General features: G+C 60.4%; 24 protein-coding genes. 18 read left to right on the plus strand and 6 right to left on the minus strand.

All coding sequences use genetic code 11. The features are described from left to right. The first annotated feature begins 173 nt into the window (after nucleotides 1-173). Both TU73_RS12540 and TU73_RS12545 read left to right on the plus strand, forming a co-directional pair. On the plus strand, nucleotides 174-359 hold the full coding sequence (locus TU73_RS12540) for a hypothetical protein (protein WP_057012475.1): 186 nt from the start codon (nucleotides 174-176) through the stop codon (nucleotides 357-359). Between the two features lie 193 nt (nucleotides 360-552). Next, nucleotides 553-834: a hypothetical protein gene (locus TU73_RS12545; RefSeq protein WP_005788201.1), complete on the plus strand. Its 282-nt coding sequence runs from the start codon at nucleotides 553-555 to the stop codon at nucleotides 832-834. Nucleotides 835-843: 9 nt separating this feature from the next. On the opposite strand, the gene TU73_RS12550 is transcribed toward TU73_RS12545, so the two are convergent. Both TU73_RS12550 and TU73_RS12555 read right to left on the minus strand, forming a co-directional pair. Then, nucleotides 844-1074, minus strand: coding sequence for a hypothetical protein (locus TU73_RS12550; protein ID WP_043051522.1), 231 nt, complete (start codon nucleotides 1072-1074; stop codon nucleotides 844-846). Nucleotides 1075-1238: 164 nt separating this feature from the next. Beyond that, complete coding sequence (locus TU73_RS12555) at nucleotides 1239-1589, minus strand: hypothetical protein (protein WP_057012476.1); 351 nt, start codon at nucleotides 1587-1589, stop codon at nucleotides 1239-1241. Nucleotides 1590-1801: 212 nt separating this feature from the next. Here TU73_RS12555 and TU73_RS12560 point away from each other — a divergent pair, with 212 nt between their 5' ends. The 11 genes from TU73_RS12560 (at nucleotide 1802) to TU73_RS12605 (ending at nucleotide 11633) form a co-directional block, all read left to right on the plus strand. Next, a complete protein-coding gene (locus TU73_RS12560) occupies nucleotides 1802-2104 on the plus strand; it encodes a DUF1883 domain-containing protein (protein ID WP_003173824.1) in 303 nt (100 codons plus the stop codon). Between the two features lie 26 nt (nucleotides 2105-2130). Next, the gene (locus TU73_RS29155; RefSeq protein WP_164486648.1) at nucleotides 2131-2298 is read left to right on the plus strand and encodes a hypothetical protein; all 168 of its coding nucleotides are present in this window, start codon (nucleotides 2131-2133) and stop codon (nucleotides 2296-2298) included. Between the two features lie 3 nt (nucleotides 2299-2301). Then, the gene (gene alkB, locus TU73_RS12565) at nucleotides 2302-2967 is read left to right on the plus strand and encodes a DNA oxidative demethylase AlkB (RefSeq protein ID WP_057012477.1); all 666 of its coding nucleotides are present in this window, start codon (nucleotides 2302-2304) and stop codon (nucleotides 2965-2967) included. Nucleotides 2968-3042: 75 nt separating this feature from the next. Then, entirely contained in the window at nucleotides 3043-4089 is a 1047-nt protein-coding gene (gene ada / locus TU73_RS12570; RefSeq protein WP_057012478.1) for a bifunctional DNA-binding transcriptional regulator/O6-methylguanine-DNA methyltransferase Ada, read from the plus strand. A 112-nt stretch (nucleotides 4090-4201) separates the two neighbouring features. Next, entirely contained in the window at nucleotides 4202-5266 is a 1065-nt protein-coding gene (locus TU73_RS12575) for an NAD(P)H-dependent flavin oxidoreductase (protein ID WP_057012479.1), read from the plus strand. Between the two features lie 191 nt (nucleotides 5267-5457). After that, nucleotides 5458-6210 (plus strand): molybdate ABC transporter substrate-binding protein, encoded by a 753-nt coding sequence (gene modA / locus TU73_RS12580; RefSeq protein WP_057012480.1) that lies wholly within the window; start codon nucleotides 5458-5460, stop codon nucleotides 6208-6210. Further along, complete coding sequence (gene modB / locus TU73_RS12585; protein WP_057012481.1) at nucleotides 6211-6891, plus strand: molybdate ABC transporter permease subunit; 681 nt, start codon at nucleotides 6211-6213, stop codon at nucleotides 6889-6891. It begins immediately after the preceding gene. Between the two features lie 5 nt (nucleotides 6892-6896). After that, complete coding sequence (modC, locus tag TU73_RS12590; RefSeq protein ID WP_057012482.1) at nucleotides 6897-7976, plus strand: molybdenum ABC transporter ATP-binding protein; 1080 nt, start codon at nucleotides 6897-6899, stop codon at nucleotides 7974-7976. A gap of 74 nt (nucleotides 7977-8050) precedes the next feature. Further along, entirely contained in the window at nucleotides 8051-9100 is a 1050-nt protein-coding gene (locus TU73_RS12595) for a DNA topoisomerase IB (RefSeq protein WP_057012483.1), read from the plus strand. A gap of 124 nt (nucleotides 9101-9224) precedes the next feature. Then, nucleotides 9225-10859 (plus strand): ATP-binding cassette domain-containing protein, encoded by a 1635-nt coding sequence (locus TU73_RS12600; protein WP_057012484.1) that lies wholly within the window; start codon nucleotides 9225-9227, stop codon nucleotides 10857-10859. A 69-nt stretch (nucleotides 10860-10928) separates the two neighbouring features. Next, a complete protein-coding gene (locus TU73_RS12605) occupies nucleotides 10929-11633 on the plus strand; it encodes a YoaK family protein (RefSeq protein WP_057012485.1) in 705 nt (234 codons plus the stop codon). Nucleotides 11634-11781: 148 nt separating this feature from the next. Here TU73_RS12605 and TU73_RS12610 read toward each other — a convergent pair whose 3' ends face one another. The 4 genes from TU73_RS12610 to TU73_RS12625 all read right to left on the minus strand — a co-directional run bounded on the left by TU73_RS12610 (nucleotide 11782) and on the right by TU73_RS12625 (nucleotide 13598). Further along, on the minus strand, nucleotides 11782-12135 hold the full coding sequence (locus TU73_RS12610; protein ID WP_057012486.1) for a hypothetical protein: 354 nt from the start codon (nucleotides 12133-12135) through the stop codon (nucleotides 11782-11784). A gap of 172 nt (nucleotides 12136-12307) precedes the next feature. Then, complete coding sequence (locus TU73_RS12615; protein ID WP_057012487.1) at nucleotides 12308-12619, minus strand: AzlD domain-containing protein; 312 nt, start codon at nucleotides 12617-12619, stop codon at nucleotides 12308-12310. Continuing rightward, nucleotides 12616-13311, minus strand: coding sequence for an AzlC family ABC transporter permease (locus tag TU73_RS12620; protein WP_046068239.1), 696 nt, complete (start codon nucleotides 13309-13311; stop codon nucleotides 12616-12618). The genes TU73_RS12615 and TU73_RS12620 overlap by 4 nt, the downstream gene beginning before the upstream one ends. A 71-nt stretch (nucleotides 13312-13382) precedes the next feature. Further along, a complete protein-coding gene (locus TU73_RS12625) occupies nucleotides 13383-13598 on the minus strand; it encodes a hypothetical protein (RefSeq protein ID WP_057012488.1) in 216 nt (71 codons plus the stop codon). A gap of 175 nt (nucleotides 13599-13773) precedes the next feature. Between TU73_RS12625 and TU73_RS12630 the strand changes: the two genes are divergently transcribed. The 5 genes from TU73_RS12630 (at nucleotide 13774) to TU73_RS12650 (ending at nucleotide 17225) form a co-directional block, all read left to right on the plus strand. Further along, on the plus strand, nucleotides 13774-14130 hold the full coding sequence (locus TU73_RS12630) for a metalloregulator ArsR/SmtB family transcription factor (protein ID WP_057012489.1): 357 nt from the start codon (nucleotides 13774-13776) through the stop codon (nucleotides 14128-14130). A gap of 19 nt (nucleotides 14131-14149) precedes the next feature. Continuing rightward, nucleotides 14150-15433 (plus strand): arsenic transporter, encoded by a 1284-nt coding sequence (locus TU73_RS12635; RefSeq protein ID WP_057012490.1) that lies wholly within the window; start codon nucleotides 14150-14152, stop codon nucleotides 15431-15433. Between the two features lie 11 nt (nucleotides 15434-15444). After that, on the plus strand, nucleotides 15445-15966 hold the full coding sequence (locus tag TU73_RS12640; protein ID WP_057012491.1) for an arsenate reductase ArsC: 522 nt from the start codon (nucleotides 15445-15447) through the stop codon (nucleotides 15964-15966). Between the two features lie 35 nt (nucleotides 15967-16001). Further along, nucleotides 16002-16613, plus strand: coding sequence for a LysE family transporter (locus TU73_RS12645; RefSeq protein ID WP_057012492.1), 612 nt, complete (start codon nucleotides 16002-16004; stop codon nucleotides 16611-16613). A 318-nt stretch (nucleotides 16614-16931) separates the two neighbouring features. Beyond that, nucleotides 16932-17225: a hypothetical protein gene (locus TU73_RS12650; protein ID WP_057012493.1), complete on the plus strand. Its 294-nt coding sequence runs from the start codon at nucleotides 16932-16934 to the stop codon at nucleotides 17223-17225. The last annotated feature ends 21 nt before the right edge of the window (nucleotides 17226-17246 follow it).

Below are 17246 nucleotides of genomic sequence, written 5' to 3' on the forward strand. Positions count from 1 at the left end.
CAAAGGGCTTCACCAATGGTCAGGCAAAAAACGCCCGCCCCCTTTATTTAAAGGCTGCCAACCGTTTTAGCACGCTTTCAGCCGCAGGACACTGGCCTGCAACATCTTGCCCGCCCCCAGGGTATTTGGCGCTATCATGGGCAGCTTGAATCCGACCACGAGATTGCCAATAGATGTCAGAACCAAAAGGTGTAAACGGCTACCTGATCACACAGCGAGCGGACGGCTGGCACTTGATCAATTTCCACGGCGACAGCGTTGCCGGGACATTTGCCACCGAAAGCCAGGCGATTGCGGTCGCCGAAGTGTTTGTGGATGAAGCGGGCCATGCATCGAGCAAAAGGCCGAAAGGCAAGTAAGCCTCCAATGCAGTACAAGAAGCCCCGGTTAACGGGGCTTCTTCGTGGAGGCGCCTATCTGGCTGAGGGCAAAGGGCGCACAGATCGAAGATCTTGTATCAGGGCCTGTGCACTTGGTGGCAGTTCGCTATAATCCGTGCCAACGCCCCACGACAGTGTCAGCGCCCTCCACTTCTCTTAACGATGACCCACTATGAACAAGATCCTGGCACTGACCGCGGTACTGGCGCTGGCCGGTTGCACCACCACTTCCGACACCCTGCTGAAAAATGGCGAGCAAGGCCTGACCATCGATTGTTCGGGCGAGGCCAACTCATGGGCCAGTTGCTACGAGAAAGCCGACGCGTCCTGTGCGGGCACCGGCTACCGTATCGTCGGCACCAATGGCACGCCTGCCCTCAAGGAGAGTGACAAGACCCTGGGTCAGGATGTGGGCAATTTCAAGGGCCGTAGCGTCGTGGTGGTCTGCAAGTAAGCCGGCGTGCTACAGATGCACTTCGGCGAACTTGATCCCCAGGCCACGCAGTATTTCGATCAGGTCATCCAGGCGCGGGAATGACTCGACTTCATCCTGATCGTCCACCAGGAAGTAGCTGCGACCGCCGCTTTTCTTGAAGAATACGATCCACTCGCCCAGGTCGGCGGGGTTCTGGATGACATGGGTCGCCGCAATCTGACCTTCAGCATGGCGAGCTTTGACGAGTTCTCGTTTCATAACAGGCTTTCCAGAAAAAACAAATGCCGCTCAAACCCAAGGTCTGAGCGGCATCTTTATAGTGAATGCCCGACAGTTTAACGGATGCCCTGCCCCAAATGCATGCCGCCACTGACGGCTGATGGCTTTTTTATCGGCGCCAGTGCGCAGGATAGGCCTGGGGCTCAGCCAGAAATGCAGTCTTCCCCGGCTTTCTTCACGTCGCCCGGGCGAATCGGCACATTGGACATGCTCTCATAGAGCTTGATGCTGCTCCCGCTGGAGCGGTCTTCGATTAGGAAGATCGCCGAAGGGTCCGCCGAGAATTTTTGCGGCACAATCACCTGAATACCGTCTTTATGGGGCTCGATCTGCGGTGGCCGGCGGGTCGCTTCCAATTTACGTACAACACACGCCGCATATTCCTGCGGCTTCTTGCCTGAGATGACCACCAATGTTGGCGGGGTCTGCTTGATATCTGCAACCGAAGCACACCCACCTATTGCCAAGGCCAGCACCAACACACTCCACTTCATACAAAAACCTCCGATAAAGACCCTACGACAGCGGGGATGGTAAATTTCTCCCACCAACGTAGGATTTATCTCTGATTACAGGGTAAATAACTGTTTTAAATTGTCGAAGACGTCGACGACGGCCCGATAATAAACGCGCTGGGGCTGATAAACTCCATCTTAACCTACGTATCATTCTGATTTTTCAGAAAAAGCCCTTCTGGAGACACCCCATGAAATTCATCCACCAGCGTGAGCACCTCAACGAGGGAGACATTGTCGTCATCGAATGCTCGCAGACCTGCAACATTCGCCTGATGAGCGACGCGAACTTCCGCAGCTTCAAAAATGGTGGTCGCCATACTTACCATGGTGGCGCATTCGATAAGTTCCCAGCCAAGATCACCGCGCCCAGCACTGGGTTCTGGAATATCACCCTCGACGTGGTGACCCGTCGTGCCATCAGCGTGACCCGCAAGCCGGCGCTGTCCCACAAGATTCGCATCGTTCGTCGCACCAGCACCAAGTTGAGCTGATCCGAACACCTGAAAGGAAGAAAGCTGTGACCCCTACGACCAAATACGTCATCAAGTACAAACTCAACGGCGAGCGCCGCTTTGAATTTGCCCAGTTGCAAACCGACAGCGTCGAGGAAGCCAAGCAGGCCCTGGCGAAAATTCATGATGCCAGTGACGAAATCACCGACATCAATGTGAGCAAGGCGCTGTAAGACATGTCAGGGCCGACTGCCGATTTATTCGCCGATGCTGCCCTGCAACAACCTGGGGGGCGCGAGCAGATTGGCGAAGAGTCCTACGTCCTTCGGGGCTACGCCTTGCCCTGGATTGAGCGGTTGCTGCCCGAGCTGCGGCGTGTCCTGGCCCAATCTCCGTTTCGACAGATGGTCACGCCCGGCGGCTTCACCATGTCGGCGGCGTTGAGCAGTTGCGGCGACCTGGGTTGGACCACCGATACCCGCGGCTATCGCTACAGCCCCCTCGACCCGCGCAACCAACAGCCCTGGCCCGCCATGCCAGACGCTTTGCGGCAACTGGCGGTGTCGGCGGCAACGGAGGCCGGCTTCAGCGACTTTTTACCCGACGCTTGCCTGATCAATCGCTACGTGCCTGGAGCAAAGATGTCACTGCATCAGGACAAGAACGAGCGTTGTTACAGCGCACCCGTGGTCTCGGTCTCCCTGGGTCTGCCGGCGACTTTCCTGTTTGGTGGCCATCAGCGAGCTGACAAACCGCAGAAGGTCTCGCTGTTCCATGGCGATGTGGTGGTTTGGGGCGGCGTTGATCGCCTGCGCTTTCATGGGGTGATGCCAATCAAGGAAGGCGAACATCCCGTCATGGGCCCGCAACGCATCAACCTGACCTTTCGCACTGCCGGCTGATTTGACCGCAAGCTTCGGAGTGTCATGGGCAACCGGCACGGTTAATCTGCTCGTGAACCGTCAAGAGTGCAGGCCATGAACAACGATCACGATCCGCGCTGGGCCGCCATCATTGCCCGCGATGCCAAGGCAGACGCCTTGTTTGTCTACGGCGTGAAAACCACCGGCGTATATTGCCGGCCCAGCAGCGCTTCGCGTTTACCGCGCCCGGAAAATATCGAATTCTTCGACACCCCGGCGCAGGCCGAAGCCGCGGGTTATCGTCCGAGCAAACGTGCCGCGGGCGACCGAACTCAACTGGCCGCCCATCATGCGCGGTTAGTTGCCAATGCCTGCCGACAGATCGAACAGGCAGAAACGGCCCCGAGCCTGGAAGTGCTCGCGCACCAGGCCGGGTTGAGCCCTTTCCACTTCCATCGTGTGTTCAAAGCCAGCACTGGCCTGACCCCCAAGGGCTATGCCCGTGCCCTGCGTTCGCGCAAGGTTCGCGACGGCCTCAAGGGCCAGCACTCAGTGACCGACACGCTGTATGGCGCAGGTTTCAACTCCAACAGCCGCTTCTATGAAACCGCCGATCAATTGCTCGGCATGAAGCCCCGCGATTACAAAAGCGGCGGTGCCAATAACACCATTCACTTTGCCGTGGGCCAATGCTCGCTGGGGGCGATTCTGGTGGCACAGAGCCAACGTGGCGTGTGCGCGATTTTGCTCGGTGACGATCCGGACAAGCTGGTGCGCGACTTGCAAGACCAGTTTCCCAAGGCCGAACTGGTCGGCGCGGATCCGGGCTTCGAACAGCTGATCGCCCAAGTCGTGGGGTTTGTCGAAGCCCCTGCCCTGGGCCTTGATCTGCCCCTGGACCTGCGCGGCACGGCGTTCCAGGAGCGCGTGTGGCAGGCTTTGCGCGAGATTCCGGTGGGCAGCACCGCCAGCTATGCGCAGATAGCCGAGCGTATCGGCGCCCCCAAATCCTTTCGCGCCGTGGCCCAGGCCTGTGGCGCCAACCACTTGGCGGTGGCGATTCCCTGTCATCGCGTGGTGCGCAGCAATGGCGAACTGTCGGGTTACCGCTGGGGCGTCGAGCGCAAGCGCCAATTGCTCGAGCGCGAGACACCGCACTGAAACCTGACCCCCACAAAACACTGCATTCGTCCAGTGAATAAAACAGACTGGCCGGCTGCCAAGTGCCCTGTTAAAACAGCGAAACGCCCTACCGACGCTGGAGACGCATCCCATGAGCACTTGGCCAGACACCCGTATTCTCGACCTGCTCGGCATTGATGTGCCGATCATCCAGGCACCGATGGCCGGAGCGACGACCACCGCCATGGTGATTGCCGCCCAGCAAGCCGGCGCACTGGGCTCCATGCCCGCCGCCGCGCTGAGTATCGAGCAACTACGCGAAGCCCTGACCATTATCCGCCAAGCCAGTACGCGCCCGTTGAACCTGAATTTCTTTTGCCATCAGCCGCCCGACGCCGATGAAGCGCGTGACCGCCGCTGGAAGGATTTGCTGCAACCCTACTACCTTGAACTGGGCGCTGATTTTGGCGCGCCGACGCCTATGTCCAATCGCGCACCATTCAACGAGGCCGCTTGCCAAGTGGTTGAGGATTTCCGCCCTGAGGTTGTGAGTTTTCACTTCGGCCTGCCGGAGAGATCCTTACTGGAGCGCGTAAAAGCCACCGGGGCGAAAGTGCTGTCATCGGCGACCACCGTCGAGGAAGCCCTCTGGCTGCAAGAAAAAGGCTGCGACGCGATCATCGCCATGGGCATTGAAGCCGGTGGGCACCGTGGCCTGTTTCTCAGTGACGACCTCAACAGCCAGATCGGCTTGATGGCCCTGGTGCCGCAGATTGTCGATGCGGTCAGGGTGCCGGTGATTGCTGCAGGCGGCATCGGCGATGCGCGGGGCATTGTCGCCGCCATGGCTCTGGGCGCCTCGGCGGTACAGATTGGCACGGCGTATCTGTTCACGCCCGAGGCCAGCGTCACTGCTTCCCACCACCACGCGCTACGCCATGCACAGGCCAGTGAAACCGCACTGACCAACCTGTTCACCGGCCGCCCGGCGCGGGGCATCGTCAACCGCGTGATGCGTGAACTCGGCGCCATCAACCCGGCCGCGCCGGCGTTCCCAAAAGCCGGTGGTGCATTGATGCCGCTCAAGGCCAAGGATGAAGCGGGTTTCAGCAACCTGTGGGCGGGCCAGGCCCTGGGGCTTGGCAAAGACCGGTCCACCTATGACCTGACTTGCGAACTGGCCGAGCAGGCACTGGCCAGGTTCACGCGTAACTGACCTCACGCAGAGCGTACATCGCCCTCTGTAAGAGCGAGCTTGCTCGCTCTTGCAAGAGCGTTAACTGACTGACATCGCACCGCCCCTGGGCAACATTGCGCTGTACCGACAATGGCCACTCGCTATATATTCACCTACATAGCGATTAACCTTTCAACTTGCCTACAGCGCACATCCCAAGGAGCTGCTCCATGATCACCCGCGTCTCACGCCTGGCCCCCCTGCTTGCCGTATTTGCCTTGGGCTCGGCCCACGCTGATGAAGTGCAAGTGGCCGTGGCGGCCAACTTCACCGCACCGATCCAGGCCATTGCAGCCGACTTCGAAAAAGACACCGGCCACAAACTGGTCGCCGCCTATGGCGCCACCGGGCAGTTCTACACCCAGATCAAGAACGGCGCGCCGTTCGAAGTGTTCCTCAGCGCCGATGACACCACCCCGCAAAAACTCGAAGCCGAAGGCGATACCGTCAAGGGCTCGCGCTTCACGTACGCCGTCGGCACCCTGGCGCTGTGGTCGGCAAAGGAAGGCTACGTAGACGCCAAGGGTGACGTGCTGAAGAAAAACCAATTCCAGCACCTGTCCATCGCCAACCCCAAAGCCGCGCCCTACGGGCTGGCCGCCACCCAAGTGCTGGCCAGGCAAGGCTTGACCGAACAGGTCAAGGGCAAGCTCGTCGAGGGCCAGAACATCACCCAGGCCTATCAGTTCGTGTCCACCGGCAATGCCGAGCTGGGCTTTGTTGCCTTGTCGCAGATCTATAAGGACGGCAAGGTCACCCGCGGTTCAGCGTGGATTGTTCCTGCGTCGATGCACGACCCGATCAAACAGGACGCCGTGATCCTCAACAAGGGCAAGGACAGCGCCGCCGCCAAGGCCCTGGTTGACTACCTGAAAGGGCCGAAAGCAGCGGCTGTGATCAAATCCTACGGTTACGAGCTGTAAATGCCCCTCTCGAGTGCTGATTTTTCCGCAATCTGGTTGACCATCAAGCTGGCATCACTGACCACCGTGATCCTGTTGATCATCGGCACTCCGATTGCGCTGTGGCTGTCGCGCACCACCTCGTGGTGGCGCGGCCCCATTGGTGCAGTGGTTGCATTACCGTTGGTACTGCCGCCAACGGTCATCGGTTTCTACTTGCTGTTGACCATGGGCCCCAACGGTTACTTTGGCCAGTTCACCCAGTGGCTGGGCCTGGGCACCCTCACCTTCAGCTTCGCCGGGCTGGTGATCGGCTCAGTGATCTATTCCATGCCCTTCGTGGTGCAGCCATTGCAGAACGCCTTCTGCGCCATCGGCACCCGCCCGTTGGAAGTGGCCGCGACCTTGCGCGCCAATCCGTGGGACACGTTTTTTACGGTGATCCTGCCCCTGGCACGCCCGGGGTTTATCACCGCATCGATCCTCGGCTTTGCCCATACCGTTGGTGAGTTCGGCGTGGTGCTGATGATCGGCGGCAATATCCCGGACAAGACCCGGGTGGTCTCGGTGCAGATCTACGACCACGTTGAAGCCATGGAGTATGCCCAGGCTCATTGGCTGGCCGGTGCCATGGTGGTGTTCGCGTTCCTCGTATTGCTGGCGCTGTACTCCAGCCGCAAAACCAAGATGGGCTGGAGCTGAACGCGATGATTGATATACGCCTGCACTTGAAATACTCCGCCTTTGCCCTGAACGTCGACCTGCAATTGCCCGGCCGCGGCGTGACCGCGCTATACGGGCATTCCGGCTCCGGCAAGACCACCTGCCTGCGCTGCATCGCCGGTTTGGAGCGCGCCGAAGAGGCGTTTGTGCAGATCAACGATGAGGTCTGGCAAGACAGCCACAAAGGGCTGTTTGTGCCCGCGCATAAACGCGCCTTGGGTTATGTGTTCCAGGAAGCCAGCTTGTTTCCCCACCTATCGGTACGGGCCAATCTGGCGTTCGGCCTCAAGCGCATTCCACGCCAGCAACGGCGCGTGGACATGGCCCAGGCCACCGAGCTGCTGGGCATCGGCCACCTGCTTGAGCGTCAGCCGCAACACCTGTCCGGCGGCGAGCGCCAACGCATCGGCATCGCCCGCGCCTTGCTGACCAGCCCCAGGTTGCTGTTGATGGATGAGCCCCTGGCGGCCCTGGACAGCCAACGCAAAAGCGAGATCCTGCCTTACCTGGAACGCCTGCACGACGAGCTGGATATTCCGGTGCTGTACGTCAGCCACGCCCAGGATGAGGTCGCGCGACTGGCCGACCATATCGTCTTGCTCAGCGAGGGCAAAGCCTTGGCCAGCGGGCCCATCGGCGAAACCCTGGCACGGCTCGACCTGCCCCTGGCCCTGGGCGACGATGCTGGCGTGGTGATCGCTGGCCGGGTGATTGCCTACGATGAGAACTACCAGTTGCTCACTCTGCAACTGCCCGATTGCCCGTTACAGATTCGCGTGGCTCATACGCCGCTGGCGCTGGGCCAACTGCTGCGGGTCAAGATCCAGGCACGGGATGTAAGCCTCAATTTGCAAGCGGAAGCACACAGCAGCATCCTCAATCGGCTCCCCGTCACCGTCACCCAGGACATTGCCGCGGATAACAGCGCCCATGTGCTGGTGCGCCTGGATGCAGGCGGCACGCCGTTGCTGGCACGCATCACGCGCTTCTCACGCGACCAACTGCACCTGCATCCGGGCCAGGCATTGTGGGCGCAAATCAAGGCGGTGGCAGTGCTGGCCTAACCAATTGGCACGACCGAAAGACGCTGCGGTCAATCAGTCATACCGGCCTGATTTGTTGTCAAGGAACCCGCACCATGCCTGATTCTTCGTTGCCCGCCGACCTGCCCCGCGACCTGCATTACGTTGACGACACCCAGCCTGGCATTCGCCGCAAGAAGGTGCGGGGCAAGTTCCAGTACCTGGACGCCAAAGGCGAGCGCATCACCGATGCCGATGAAATCAAACGCCTGAACGCCCTGGCCGTGCCGCCCGCCTACACCGATGTGTGGATCTGCGCCGACCCTCGCGGCCACTTGCAAGCCACCGGCCGCGATGCCCGTGGCCGCAAGCAATACCGCTACCACCCACGCTGGCGCGAAGTGCGTGACAGCGACAAGTACTCGCGCTTGCAGGCCTTCGGCAACGCCTTGCCGAAATTGCGCAAACAGCTGGAAGCACAGATCGCCGAGCCGGGGTTTACCCGCGAAAAGGTCCTGGCGACGGTAGTGATGTTGCTGGATGCCACGCTGATTCGCGTCGGCAATACCCAGTACGCCCGCGAGAATAAATCCTACGGCCTGACCACCCTGCGCAACCGCCATGTGGATATCAAGGGCAACGAGATCCAGTTTCAGTTTCGTGGCAAGAGCGGTGTCGAGCACCAGGTCAGCGTCAAGGACCGGCGCCTGGCCAGTGTGGTCAAGCGCTGTATGGAGCTGCCCGGGCAGAACCTGTTCCAGTACCTGGACGAAGACGGTGAACGCCATACCGTCAGTTCCCACGACGTCAACGCCTACCTGCATGAACTGACCGGCGAAGACTTTACCGCCAAGGACTATCGCACCTGGGCCGGCACGGCCATGGCGTTGGCGGTGTTGCGCGAGTTGGCGTGGCAACCGGAGTCCGACGCCAAGCGGCATGTGGTGGCGATGGTCAAGAACGTTGCCAGGCAGTTGGGCAATACGCCTGCGGTGTGCCGAAAATGTTACATCCACCCTGCGGTGCTTGAGCATTTCAGCCTCGGTGAATTGTCCAAGCTGCCCAAGCCCCGGGTGCGCAAGGGCCTGAAAGCCGAGGAAGTGGCCCTGGCGATGTTCCTTGAGAAACTGGCCAAGGACTTGCCGCACAACGCCAAGGTGGGTTAGCCTCTGCGTCCCTTCTGATTAACGGGATGACCGCCGACGTGAACAACTAAGCCTTCCAAAATGTATCTGCAACGAGCCGCCTGGTGCGCTTGTTGGCCTGTTCGACATTTTCTTGGAGGTGCTGATGACTGACGTCAACCGGCTGCCCGTGCTTGTTTCCCTGCAACATGTGTCTTTCCAGTTCGCCAATGGCGAAACCTTGCTGGAGGACCTGAGCCTGTCCATTGATCACACGCCCACCGGTATCGTCGGGCGCAATGGGCGTGGCAAAAGTATCCTGGCGAAGTTGCTGGCCGGGGCATTGCTGCCTTCCTCCGGCAGCTTGAAAAAGCCGTCCAGCGTCGTCTATGTGCCCCAGGCGCTGACGGTTCAAGCAGACGCAACGGTCGCCCATATCACCGCCACAGCCCCTGCCTTGGCTGCCCTTGAGCGTATGGCCCGAGGTGAGGCCCGTGTCGGTGATCTGGAGTTGATCGACGATCGCTGGGACCTGGCCGAGCGCTTGCGCCTGGCACTGGATGCGGCGGGTTTGCCAACCCTCAGCGCCGACACCCGAACTGATCAACTCAGCGGCGGCCAATTGGCTCGGGTCGCCCTGATCGGTGCGCTACTGGCGGCGCCGCAGTTGCTGATTCTGGACGAACCGAGCAACCACCTCGACAGTGCCGGGCGCGCTTGGCTGCGACGGGTGCTGGGCGATTGGCGCGGCGGCCTGGTGGTGGTCAGCCATGATCGACAGTTACTCAACGCCATGGGGCGCATCATCGAATTGTCCCCCCTTGGTATCCAGGTCTACGGCGGCAACTTCGATGCCTATCGCCAGCAACAGCAGACACAGCAACAGGCCGCCATCGCTGCATGGGAACATGCGCGCCAGACACGTAGCCGTGAGCGTCGACGCCTGCAAAAAGACCATGACAGTCTGCAGCGCAACGCCGCACGCTCGCGTAAAAATGCCGAGACCGCCAACGTCGACCGCTTCACCAGGGCACGCTGGAAAGGCGCCGCTACGGAAATTGTCAGCACTGTGCGCAGCGCTCATCACGCGCACAAAAACCAGCTGGATGACCAGGTGCGTCAAGCCTACGAGCGCGTGGTGGACGAAACGCCCACCCTGCTTGCCTTGCCAGGCTCGACGGTGCCCAACGGCCGGCAAGTGCTGGCCCTGGAAGGTGCGCAGTTGCCCTGGCTCGATCCGCTGGCGCCCTCCAGCTATCTGACCATTAACCTGGCGGGGCCCGTGCGCGTTGCCGTGCGCGGGCCTAACGGTTGCGGTAAATCCACCCTGCTCAAATTACTCGCCGGCCAATGGCAGGCCGTGAGTGGCGAGTGCCAGGTGGCGGTGTCCAGCGCTTATCTCGATCAGCACCTGGCGCTGCTGGATGACCGGCGTTGCATCATCGAACAACTCAACCTGCTCGACACCCCGCTGGCAGAAGCTGAGCTGCGTACGCGCCTGGCGTTGCTGCAATTGGATGCGTTGCGGGTCACCCAACCGGTGGCGCAACTCAGCGGCGGCGAACGCCTGAAAGCCGCGATGGCTGTTGCCTTGTGGCGTGCTATCCCCGCACAACTGCTGCTATTGGATGAACCCACCAATCACCTGGACCTGGAATCGGTGCTCGCCTTTGAGCAAGCGTTGAAAAGCTTTACAGGCGCGATGCTGGCTGTCTCCCATGACGAGGCTTTTCTACAGGCGATTGAGCCGACTCATCATTTGACGTGGCACAGCACCGGCTGGCAACTGGAGCATGCCTGAGGTCATTGCACCCGCACGCAAAGCGTCCTACGGTAATGGCCGGATAATCTCACCGAGGAAACCGGCCCCATGCTGCCTTCGTCCCGCAAGCCATACACCAACGTTACGCTCGCCCATCGACAGCGCTGGCGCGGACGGGTAGGCATGATGCTGGTGGCGTGCCTGTCGGTGCTGGCCGGCATGACCGACGCCATTGGCTTTATGGCCAGCGGCGATTTCGTCTCGTTCATGAGCGGCAACACCACCCGGCTGGCGGTGGCCATCAGCGCCGGCGACCTCGGGCTCACCGGACGCCTGGTGCTGTTGATCGCAACCTTTGTGCTCGGTAATGCCTTGGGCGTGATGGTCAGCCGTTTCAGCAAGCGCCACGCGTTGCCGCTCTTGTTGTGCATCGGCGCCTTGCTCTGTGGCGGGGCGCTATGGCCGTCGACAGCGACCTTACCGGCCTTGCTGGCGGCGATTATCGCCATGGGTATGCTCAACGCGGCCGTCGAGGAAGTGAATGGCTTGCCGGTGGGGCTCACCTATGTCACCGGCGCGCTGTCGCGCTTTGGTCGCGGGCTGGGGCGCTGGCTATTGGGCGAGCGTCGCAACGGCTGGCGCGTGCAATTGGTTCCCTGGGCCGGGATGTTTATCGGTGCGGTGATCGGCGCGCTGCTGGAGCAGCAGATGGGCCTGCGTGCACTGTGGGTCAGCGGTGCGATGGCAGGGTTGTTGGGGCTGGTGACACTGATGATCCCGCGGCGCTGGCACCTGGGTTTCATGCCGCGTTGAGGCGGGACAAAGAGGTGCTCGCCCGACGTTTAGGCCTCGACATCCGTGTACCGGTAAAGAGCCATCACGTCGAGCGAGCGAGTGAATCATAAGACAATGCCCGGCGGCTGTCCCGCCAGGCGTTTCGCAATATGACTAAGGCAAGGTATTACAGACAAGTGGCGAGCGCAGCCAGGCGACGCTTGGCCGGCATATTGTCTTCAACGGCGTAGTACTTGACACTGGAACCCGCACCCGTGCTTTGTACGTCGACAAAGTAGTCGCCACCCGTGGTGTAGACCGTGAAACCACCGGCCTCGGTAGCCTCCTTGAAACCGCCGGCGTCGACGCCAAACACGCTTTCATCCTGCCAGCCGAACTGGATGCATTGGGCAACCACCAGGGTGGCCTTGTCCGATGCCAGGGTCTTGTAGGGGCTGCCGGCACGGGCCTCTTTCATCTTCGAACCCGCGCAGCCGGCCAGTGCTGCCAATACCAATGCGCCAATTACCAGCTTGTGCATGCCATTGCTTCCTTGGAAAAACCGTGACTCTACCATTGTGCCGGGGTCAACTGACGCGCCCATGAACTTTGTTTCACTGTGAAGGGCAAACTCGCCGCCTATAGTGGCCAAGCTCATTTTCAAGAAGCCTCCCTTGTGCCCGCCCTCCCGCGGGCGTTTTTTTGCCTGGCTATCAGAGCCACCAACGAAACAGATAGAACAACGCCATGCTCGACAACACGGTGATCAATACACTGCGCGTCCAGAACATCAACGCCACGGCGCAGATGGCGGCCAGCAAGTAGGGGTTGGTCGGGCTCAGGTTGAGCTGATGGTCCGCCAGGAAAATAATCGGCCCGCAGATTGCCGTTAGCATGCCCGGCACGGCGAACCCCAGGAACTCACGGGCGCCGCGATTGAGCCGCACGGGCAGGCGCGGTTCGAGAAACACATAGCGATTGAAAAACACCACCAGGCCCATGGCCACAATCATCAAGTAGATCATCGTTGCCCCACTCCCAGGCGCTTGCAGGCAAACCCTGCGCTCATCCCCAATACCCCCGAGACCACCACCGCCGATTCCCAGTGCAAATAACTCAACCACACCGAACACAGCAGCGAAACCGCCACGCACACCACCGTGGGCACATCGCGCACCACGGGGGTAATCAGGGCGATAAAGGTGGCGGCAATCGAGAACTCCAGCCCCAACTGGTCCAGGCCGGGAATGCTCTTGCCCAGCACAATGCCGGCCAGGGTGAAGAGGTTCCAGATGATATAAAACGTCAGGCCGACGCCCAGGGCATACCAGCGATTGAAGGTCTCGCGGTCGTAGTGGTTGACCAGGGCGAAGAACTCATCGGTCAACAAGAACCCCAGGCTCATGCGCCAGCGGGTATTGAGCGCCGACAACGTGGGGCGCATATGCATGCCGTAGAGCAGGTGCTGGGAGGTCAGCAGCAAGGTGGTCAACACGATAGAAATCAGGCTGGCGCCGCTCTTGACCATGCCGATGGCGACCAACTGCGCCGCACCGGCAAACACGATGGCAGACAGGCCCTGGGCTTGCAGCGGGGTAAATTGCGCATCGATGGCCATGGAGCCGGCGAGCAACCCCCAAGGCGCGCAGGCCAGGGACAAAGGAATAACGGCGATGGCGCCGCGGGTGAAGGCGTAATGAGGTAATGCAGTGGGCATGGAAACGGCTCATCGACAGACAGTCGACAAGCATGCCAGCGCAATCAGGGGCTTGTCTTGAACGATCTTGCTCAGGCGAGCTTCACCGAAACCAGCTCCACCGACTCCCGCGCTTCGCGCAATTCGTAAGCATCCTGGTTGAGTCGGTGGATGGTGTTGAGCAAGCGTTGGCGCAGGACCTCATCGCCGAGTTTTTCCACGGCGCGCATCAGGTCGAACGCCGCGGTTTCGTTATTTTCCGCGACGGAATCCAGGGTCTTGCGCAGGTTGCGAGTGGCACGGGTCACGCGGGTTCTTCCTTCATCGGCAATAGGCAGGCACTTTAGGACCTTTGTGTTTCATTTTAATTTCAAACAGTTGTGGCTGTTTCCAGGACATTTGATCCATATCAAATGAAACAAGGTTTGACCGAAACATATGGAAATACGTATATTCGAATAACCATATATAAAGGCATTGGTCATGTCCGATTTCCTCTCTCCTCCCACCCTGTTCAAATGCCTGGCTGACGCCACTCGCGCACGCCTGGCGTTATTGATCCTGCGCGAAGGCGAACTTTGTGTGTGCGAGCTGATCCATGCCTTGGACAATAGCCAGCCCAAGATCTCCCGTCATCTGGCGCAACTGCGCAGTTGCGGGCTGCTGCTGGACCGCCGTCAAGGGCAATGGATCTACTACCGCATCAATCCGGCACTGCCCGCCTGGGTGACTCAGGTGCTGGACACCACCTTGCAAGCCAACCAGCCATGGTTGCAGAACGACGCACTGCGTCTGGATGCAATGGGCAACAGACCACAACGGGCAAGCACCTGCTGCTAAGCCATCGGAGCCTTTATTCATGCTTGTCGCAATTGGGATTTTCCTTGTCACCATCGTGCTGGTCATCTGGCAGCCCAAAGGCCTCGGCGTGGGTTGGAGCGCCACCCTGGGGGCGATCCTGGCCCTGGCCTTTGGGGTAATCAGCCTGGCGGACATCCCGGTGGTATGGCACATCATTTGGAACGCCACCGGTACCTTTGTCGCGTTGATCATCATCAGTCTGTTGCTCGATGAAGCCGGGTTCTTCGCCTGGACCGCCCTGCATGTGGCCCGCTGGGGCCGTGGTCGTGGCCGGCGCTTGTTTGCCTATATGGTGCTGCTCGGCGCGCTGGTGTCGGCGCTGTTTGCCAATGACGGCGCGGCGCTGATCCTCACCCCCATCGTGATGTCGATGTTGCTGGCCTTGCGCTTTTCTCCGGCGGCGACCCTGGCATTTGTCATGGGCGCCGGCTTTATCGCCGATACGGCGAGCCTGCCGCTGGTGGTGTCAAACCTGGTGAACATCGTCTCGGCGGACTATTTCAAGATCGGCTTCAACGAATATGCCGCGGTAATGGTGCCGGTGAACCTGGCCAGCGTCGCTGCGACCCTGGCAGTGCTGTTGTGGTTTTTCCGCCGCGATATTCCCCAGGTCTACGACCCGGCCGACCTTGCAGCCCCTGCCAGTGCCATCCATGACCGTGCGACCTTTCGCGCCGGCTGGTGGGTACTGGGCATTCTGCTGGTCGGCTGTTTTGCCCTGGAGCCGCTGGGCATTCCCATCAGTGCGATTTCCGCGGTATGCGCGGTACTGTTGCTGGTGATTGCCGCCAAGGGCCACAAGATTTCCACGCGCAAGGTCCTCAAGGAAGCGCCCTGGCAGATCGTGATCTTTTCCCTGGGCATGTACCTGGTGGTGTATGGCCTGCGCAATGCCGGCCTGACCGACTACCTGGCGACCTGGCTCGACACCTTCGCCACCTACGGTGTGTGGGGCGCGGCCATGGGCACCGGCGTGCTGACGGCACTGCTGTCATCGGCGATGAATAACCTGCCGACGGTGCTGATCGGCGCGCTCTCCATCGAATCCAGCCATGCCGTGGGCGTGGTCAAGGACGCGATGATCTACGCCAACGTGATCGGCAGCGACCTGGGCCCGAAAATCACCCCCATCGGCAGCCTGGCGACCTTGCTGTGGCTGCACATCCTGGCGCGAAAAGGCATCACCATCACTTGGGGCTACTACTTCAAGGTCGGCATCGTGCTGACCTTGCCGGTGCTGTTGATCACCCTCGCCGCCCTCGCCCTGCGCCTGAGCGTCTAAAGGAGACTGCAATGAAAGTGCTGTTCATGTGTACCGCCAACAGTTGCCGCAGCATTTTGTCAGAAGCGATGTTCAACCACATGGCGCCTGAGGGCTTCGAGGCGATCAGCTCCGGCAGTTTTCCCAAGGGCGAGGTTTTGCCGCGCAGCCTGACGACGCTGCAGGCGGCGGGCATCAGCACCGAAGGTTTGTACAGCAAGGGCAATGACGCTTTTGAAGGCAGCCCGCCGGATGTGGTCATCACGGTGTGTGACAACGCGGCCGGGGAAGCTTGTCCCGTATATTTCGGCGCGGCAGTGAAGGCGCATTGGGGGCTGGAAGACCCTTCCCACGTGCAAGGTGATGAAGCCCAGGTAGATGCAGCATTCAAGGCCACCCTCCACATCATCGCCGCTCGCTGCGAGGCGTTTTTTGCGCTGCCATTTGCCAGCCTCGGCTCGGATGAATTGAAGGTTGAGCTCGAGCGTATTGCCCCCTCCCACATTTGGATCGTGGACCATTCAAATCAGCATGGTTTCTTAACCCTTCGCTGACGTATGCTTTCGCACTTTCCTGAAAGGACGCGGGCATGCTGACGATCTTTTTCTACGCACTGGTTTTCGGTTTCGTATTTTGCCTCTCCCCCGGCGCCGTGCTGGCGGAGACCCTGCGCCGCGGCTTGCTCCACGGTTTCACACCGGCGCTGCTGGTGCAGTTCGGCTCGCTGGTGGGTGACGCCGTCTGGGCCGTGATTGGCCTCACCGGTATCGCGCTGCTGATCCAGCATGACGCGGTGCGGGTGCCACTGACGATCGTCTGTGCGCTGTACCTGGCATGGCTGGGCGTCCGCAGCCTGATTGACGCCTGGCACCTGCCCGCAGCCAGTGACGCGCCGGCCAGTACCCGACAAAATGCGCTGGCCGTGGGCGCGGCGATCTCCCTGGCCAACCCGAAGAATATTGTCTATTGGGGCGCGCTGGGCAGTGCGCTGTCGGGCATCGTCGGCGCCACGCCCAGCCACGGGCAAACCCTGATGTTTTTTGCCGGCTTCATGCTGGCCTCGGTGCTCTCGTGCTTCCTGATCGCCGCGCTGGTAAACCTGCTGCGCAAGAACGCCTCGCCCACTTGGCAGCGTGTCAGTTATGCCGCATGCGGTTTGGTATTGATCTACCTGGCGATACTCGCCGCCCAAGGTATATGAAGTTATATACCCAGCAACTTTCGCATGTCCCTTGTCTGAATGAACTCTGAACGCGGGTTGATTTAATTAATCATGCGTTGACATTCTGACAGGGTCTGAGTAGATTGCCCGTGCCCGCAACTGGGGCCTTTTTTAAACCTCACAAAAGAAGCCAATGGACACAGTATCTAGTCGCTGTCCGAGCACCGCATCCGCGGGCATCGGGCGCCAAACCCAGAATATGACAGGACTCGCCTTCCCGGTCCGGTAAGCTGCGCTAGAGCTCGATGCTCCACCGTAACTGCCTCACCGGTCGCGTGTCCGGTCCCGAGGTGTGTTATGACCTTCCAACTCATTGCTTTGCCCGATGTACGCACGCTGGCCGCCGCCCTGCGCGCCAAGCTGTGCCGGGAGCCCGTGGGCTTTACGCCAACCCGCTCAACCTTTGCTGCACCCTCCCCTCAAGCGCGCCCGGCACCGCCGTTGGCGCACTGGCGTATCTGCCCTGACAGCGGCCAACTGGTGCAGCACTGGGACCACGCCGACCCTCAAGACCCGCACAGACCCAAGGTTTCCAGCCTGGCGCAAGCCAGCTTGATGCTCGGTGTTTATGTGAGCGCTCGCGCCGCCTGACCTGGCTGGAAACTGCAACTT

This window comes from Pseudomonas libanensis (assembly GCF_001439685.1).
In the GTDB taxonomy this organism is placed as follows: domain Bacteria; phylum Pseudomonadota; class Gammaproteobacteria; order Pseudomonadales; family Pseudomonadaceae; genus Aquipseudomonas; species Aquipseudomonas libanensis.

Excerpts from the sequence above, each read along its gene's own strand:
- TU73_RS12600 (WP_057012484.1), top strand. The coding sequence starts at position 9,225 with ATGACTGACGTCAACCGGCTGCCCGTGCTTGTTTCCCTGCAACATGTG.
- TU73_RS12540 (WP_057012475.1), top strand. The coding sequence starts at position 174 with ATGTCAGAACCAAAAGGTGTAAACGGCTACCTGATCACACAGCGAGCG.
- TU73_RS12545 (WP_005788201.1), top strand. The coding sequence starts at position 553 with ATGAACAAGATCCTGGCACTGACCGCGGTACTGGCGCTGGCCGGTTGC.
- TU73_RS12635 (WP_057012490.1), top strand. The coding sequence starts at position 14,150 with ATGCTTGTCGCAATTGGGATTTTCCTTGTCACCATCGTGCTGGTCATC.
- TU73_RS12555 (WP_057012476.1), bottom strand. The coding sequence starts at position 1,589 with ATGAAGTGGAGTGTGTTGGTGCTGGCCTTGGCAATAGGTGGGTGTGCT.
- modC (WP_057012482.1), top strand. The coding sequence starts at position 6,897 with ATGATTGATATACGCCTGCACTTGAAATACTCCGCCTTTGCCCTGAAC.
- modA (WP_057012480.1), top strand. The coding sequence starts at position 5,458 with ATGATCACCCGCGTCTCACGCCTGGCCCCCCTGCTTGCCGTATTTGCC.
- TU73_RS12550 (WP_043051522.1), bottom strand. The coding sequence starts at position 1,074 with ATGAAACGAGAACTCGTCAAAGCTCGCCATGCTGAAGGTCAGATTGCG.
- TU73_RS12645 (WP_057012492.1), top strand. The coding sequence starts at position 16,002 with ATGCTGACGATCTTTTTCTACGCACTGGTTTTCGGTTTCGTATTTTGC.
- TU73_RS12650 (WP_057012493.1), top strand. The coding sequence starts at position 16,932 with ATGACCTTCCAACTCATTGCTTTGCCCGATGTACGCACGCTGGCCGCC.
- TU73_RS12575 (WP_057012479.1), top strand. The coding sequence starts at position 4,202 with ATGAGCACTTGGCCAGACACCCGTATTCTCGACCTGCTCGGCATTGAT.
- TU73_RS12620 (WP_046068239.1), bottom strand. The coding sequence starts at position 13,311 with ATGCCCACTGCATTACCTCATTACGCCTTCACCCGCGGCGCCATCGCC.
- TU73_RS12605 (WP_057012485.1), top strand. The coding sequence starts at position 10,929 with ATGCTGCCTTCGTCCCGCAAGCCATACACCAACGTTACGCTCGCCCAT.
- modB (WP_057012481.1), top strand. The coding sequence starts at position 6,211 with ATGCCCCTCTCGAGTGCTGATTTTTCCGCAATCTGGTTGACCATCAAG.
- TU73_RS12640 (WP_057012491.1), top strand. The coding sequence starts at position 15,445 with ATGAAAGTGCTGTTCATGTGTACCGCCAACAGTTGCCGCAGCATTTTG.
- alkB (WP_057012477.1), top strand. The coding sequence starts at position 2,302 with ATGTCAGGGCCGACTGCCGATTTATTCGCCGATGCTGCCCTGCAACAA.
- TU73_RS12630 (WP_057012489.1), top strand. The coding sequence starts at position 13,774 with ATGTCCGATTTCCTCTCTCCTCCCACCCTGTTCAAATGCCTGGCTGAC.
- TU73_RS12610 (WP_057012486.1), bottom strand. The coding sequence starts at position 12,135 with ATGCACAAGCTGGTAATTGGCGCATTGGTATTGGCAGCACTGGCCGGC.
- ada (WP_057012478.1), top strand. The coding sequence starts at position 3,043 with ATGAACAACGATCACGATCCGCGCTGGGCCGCCATCATTGCCCGCGAT.
- TU73_RS12595 (WP_057012483.1), top strand. The coding sequence starts at position 8,051 with ATGCCTGATTCTTCGTTGCCCGCCGACCTGCCCCGCGACCTGCATTAC.
- TU73_RS12560 (WP_003173824.1), top strand. The coding sequence starts at position 1,802 with ATGAAATTCATCCACCAGCGTGAGCACCTCAACGAGGGAGACATTGTC.
- TU73_RS12615 (WP_057012487.1), bottom strand. The coding sequence starts at position 12,619 with ATGATCTACTTGATGATTGTGGCCATGGGCCTGGTGGTGTTTTTCAAT.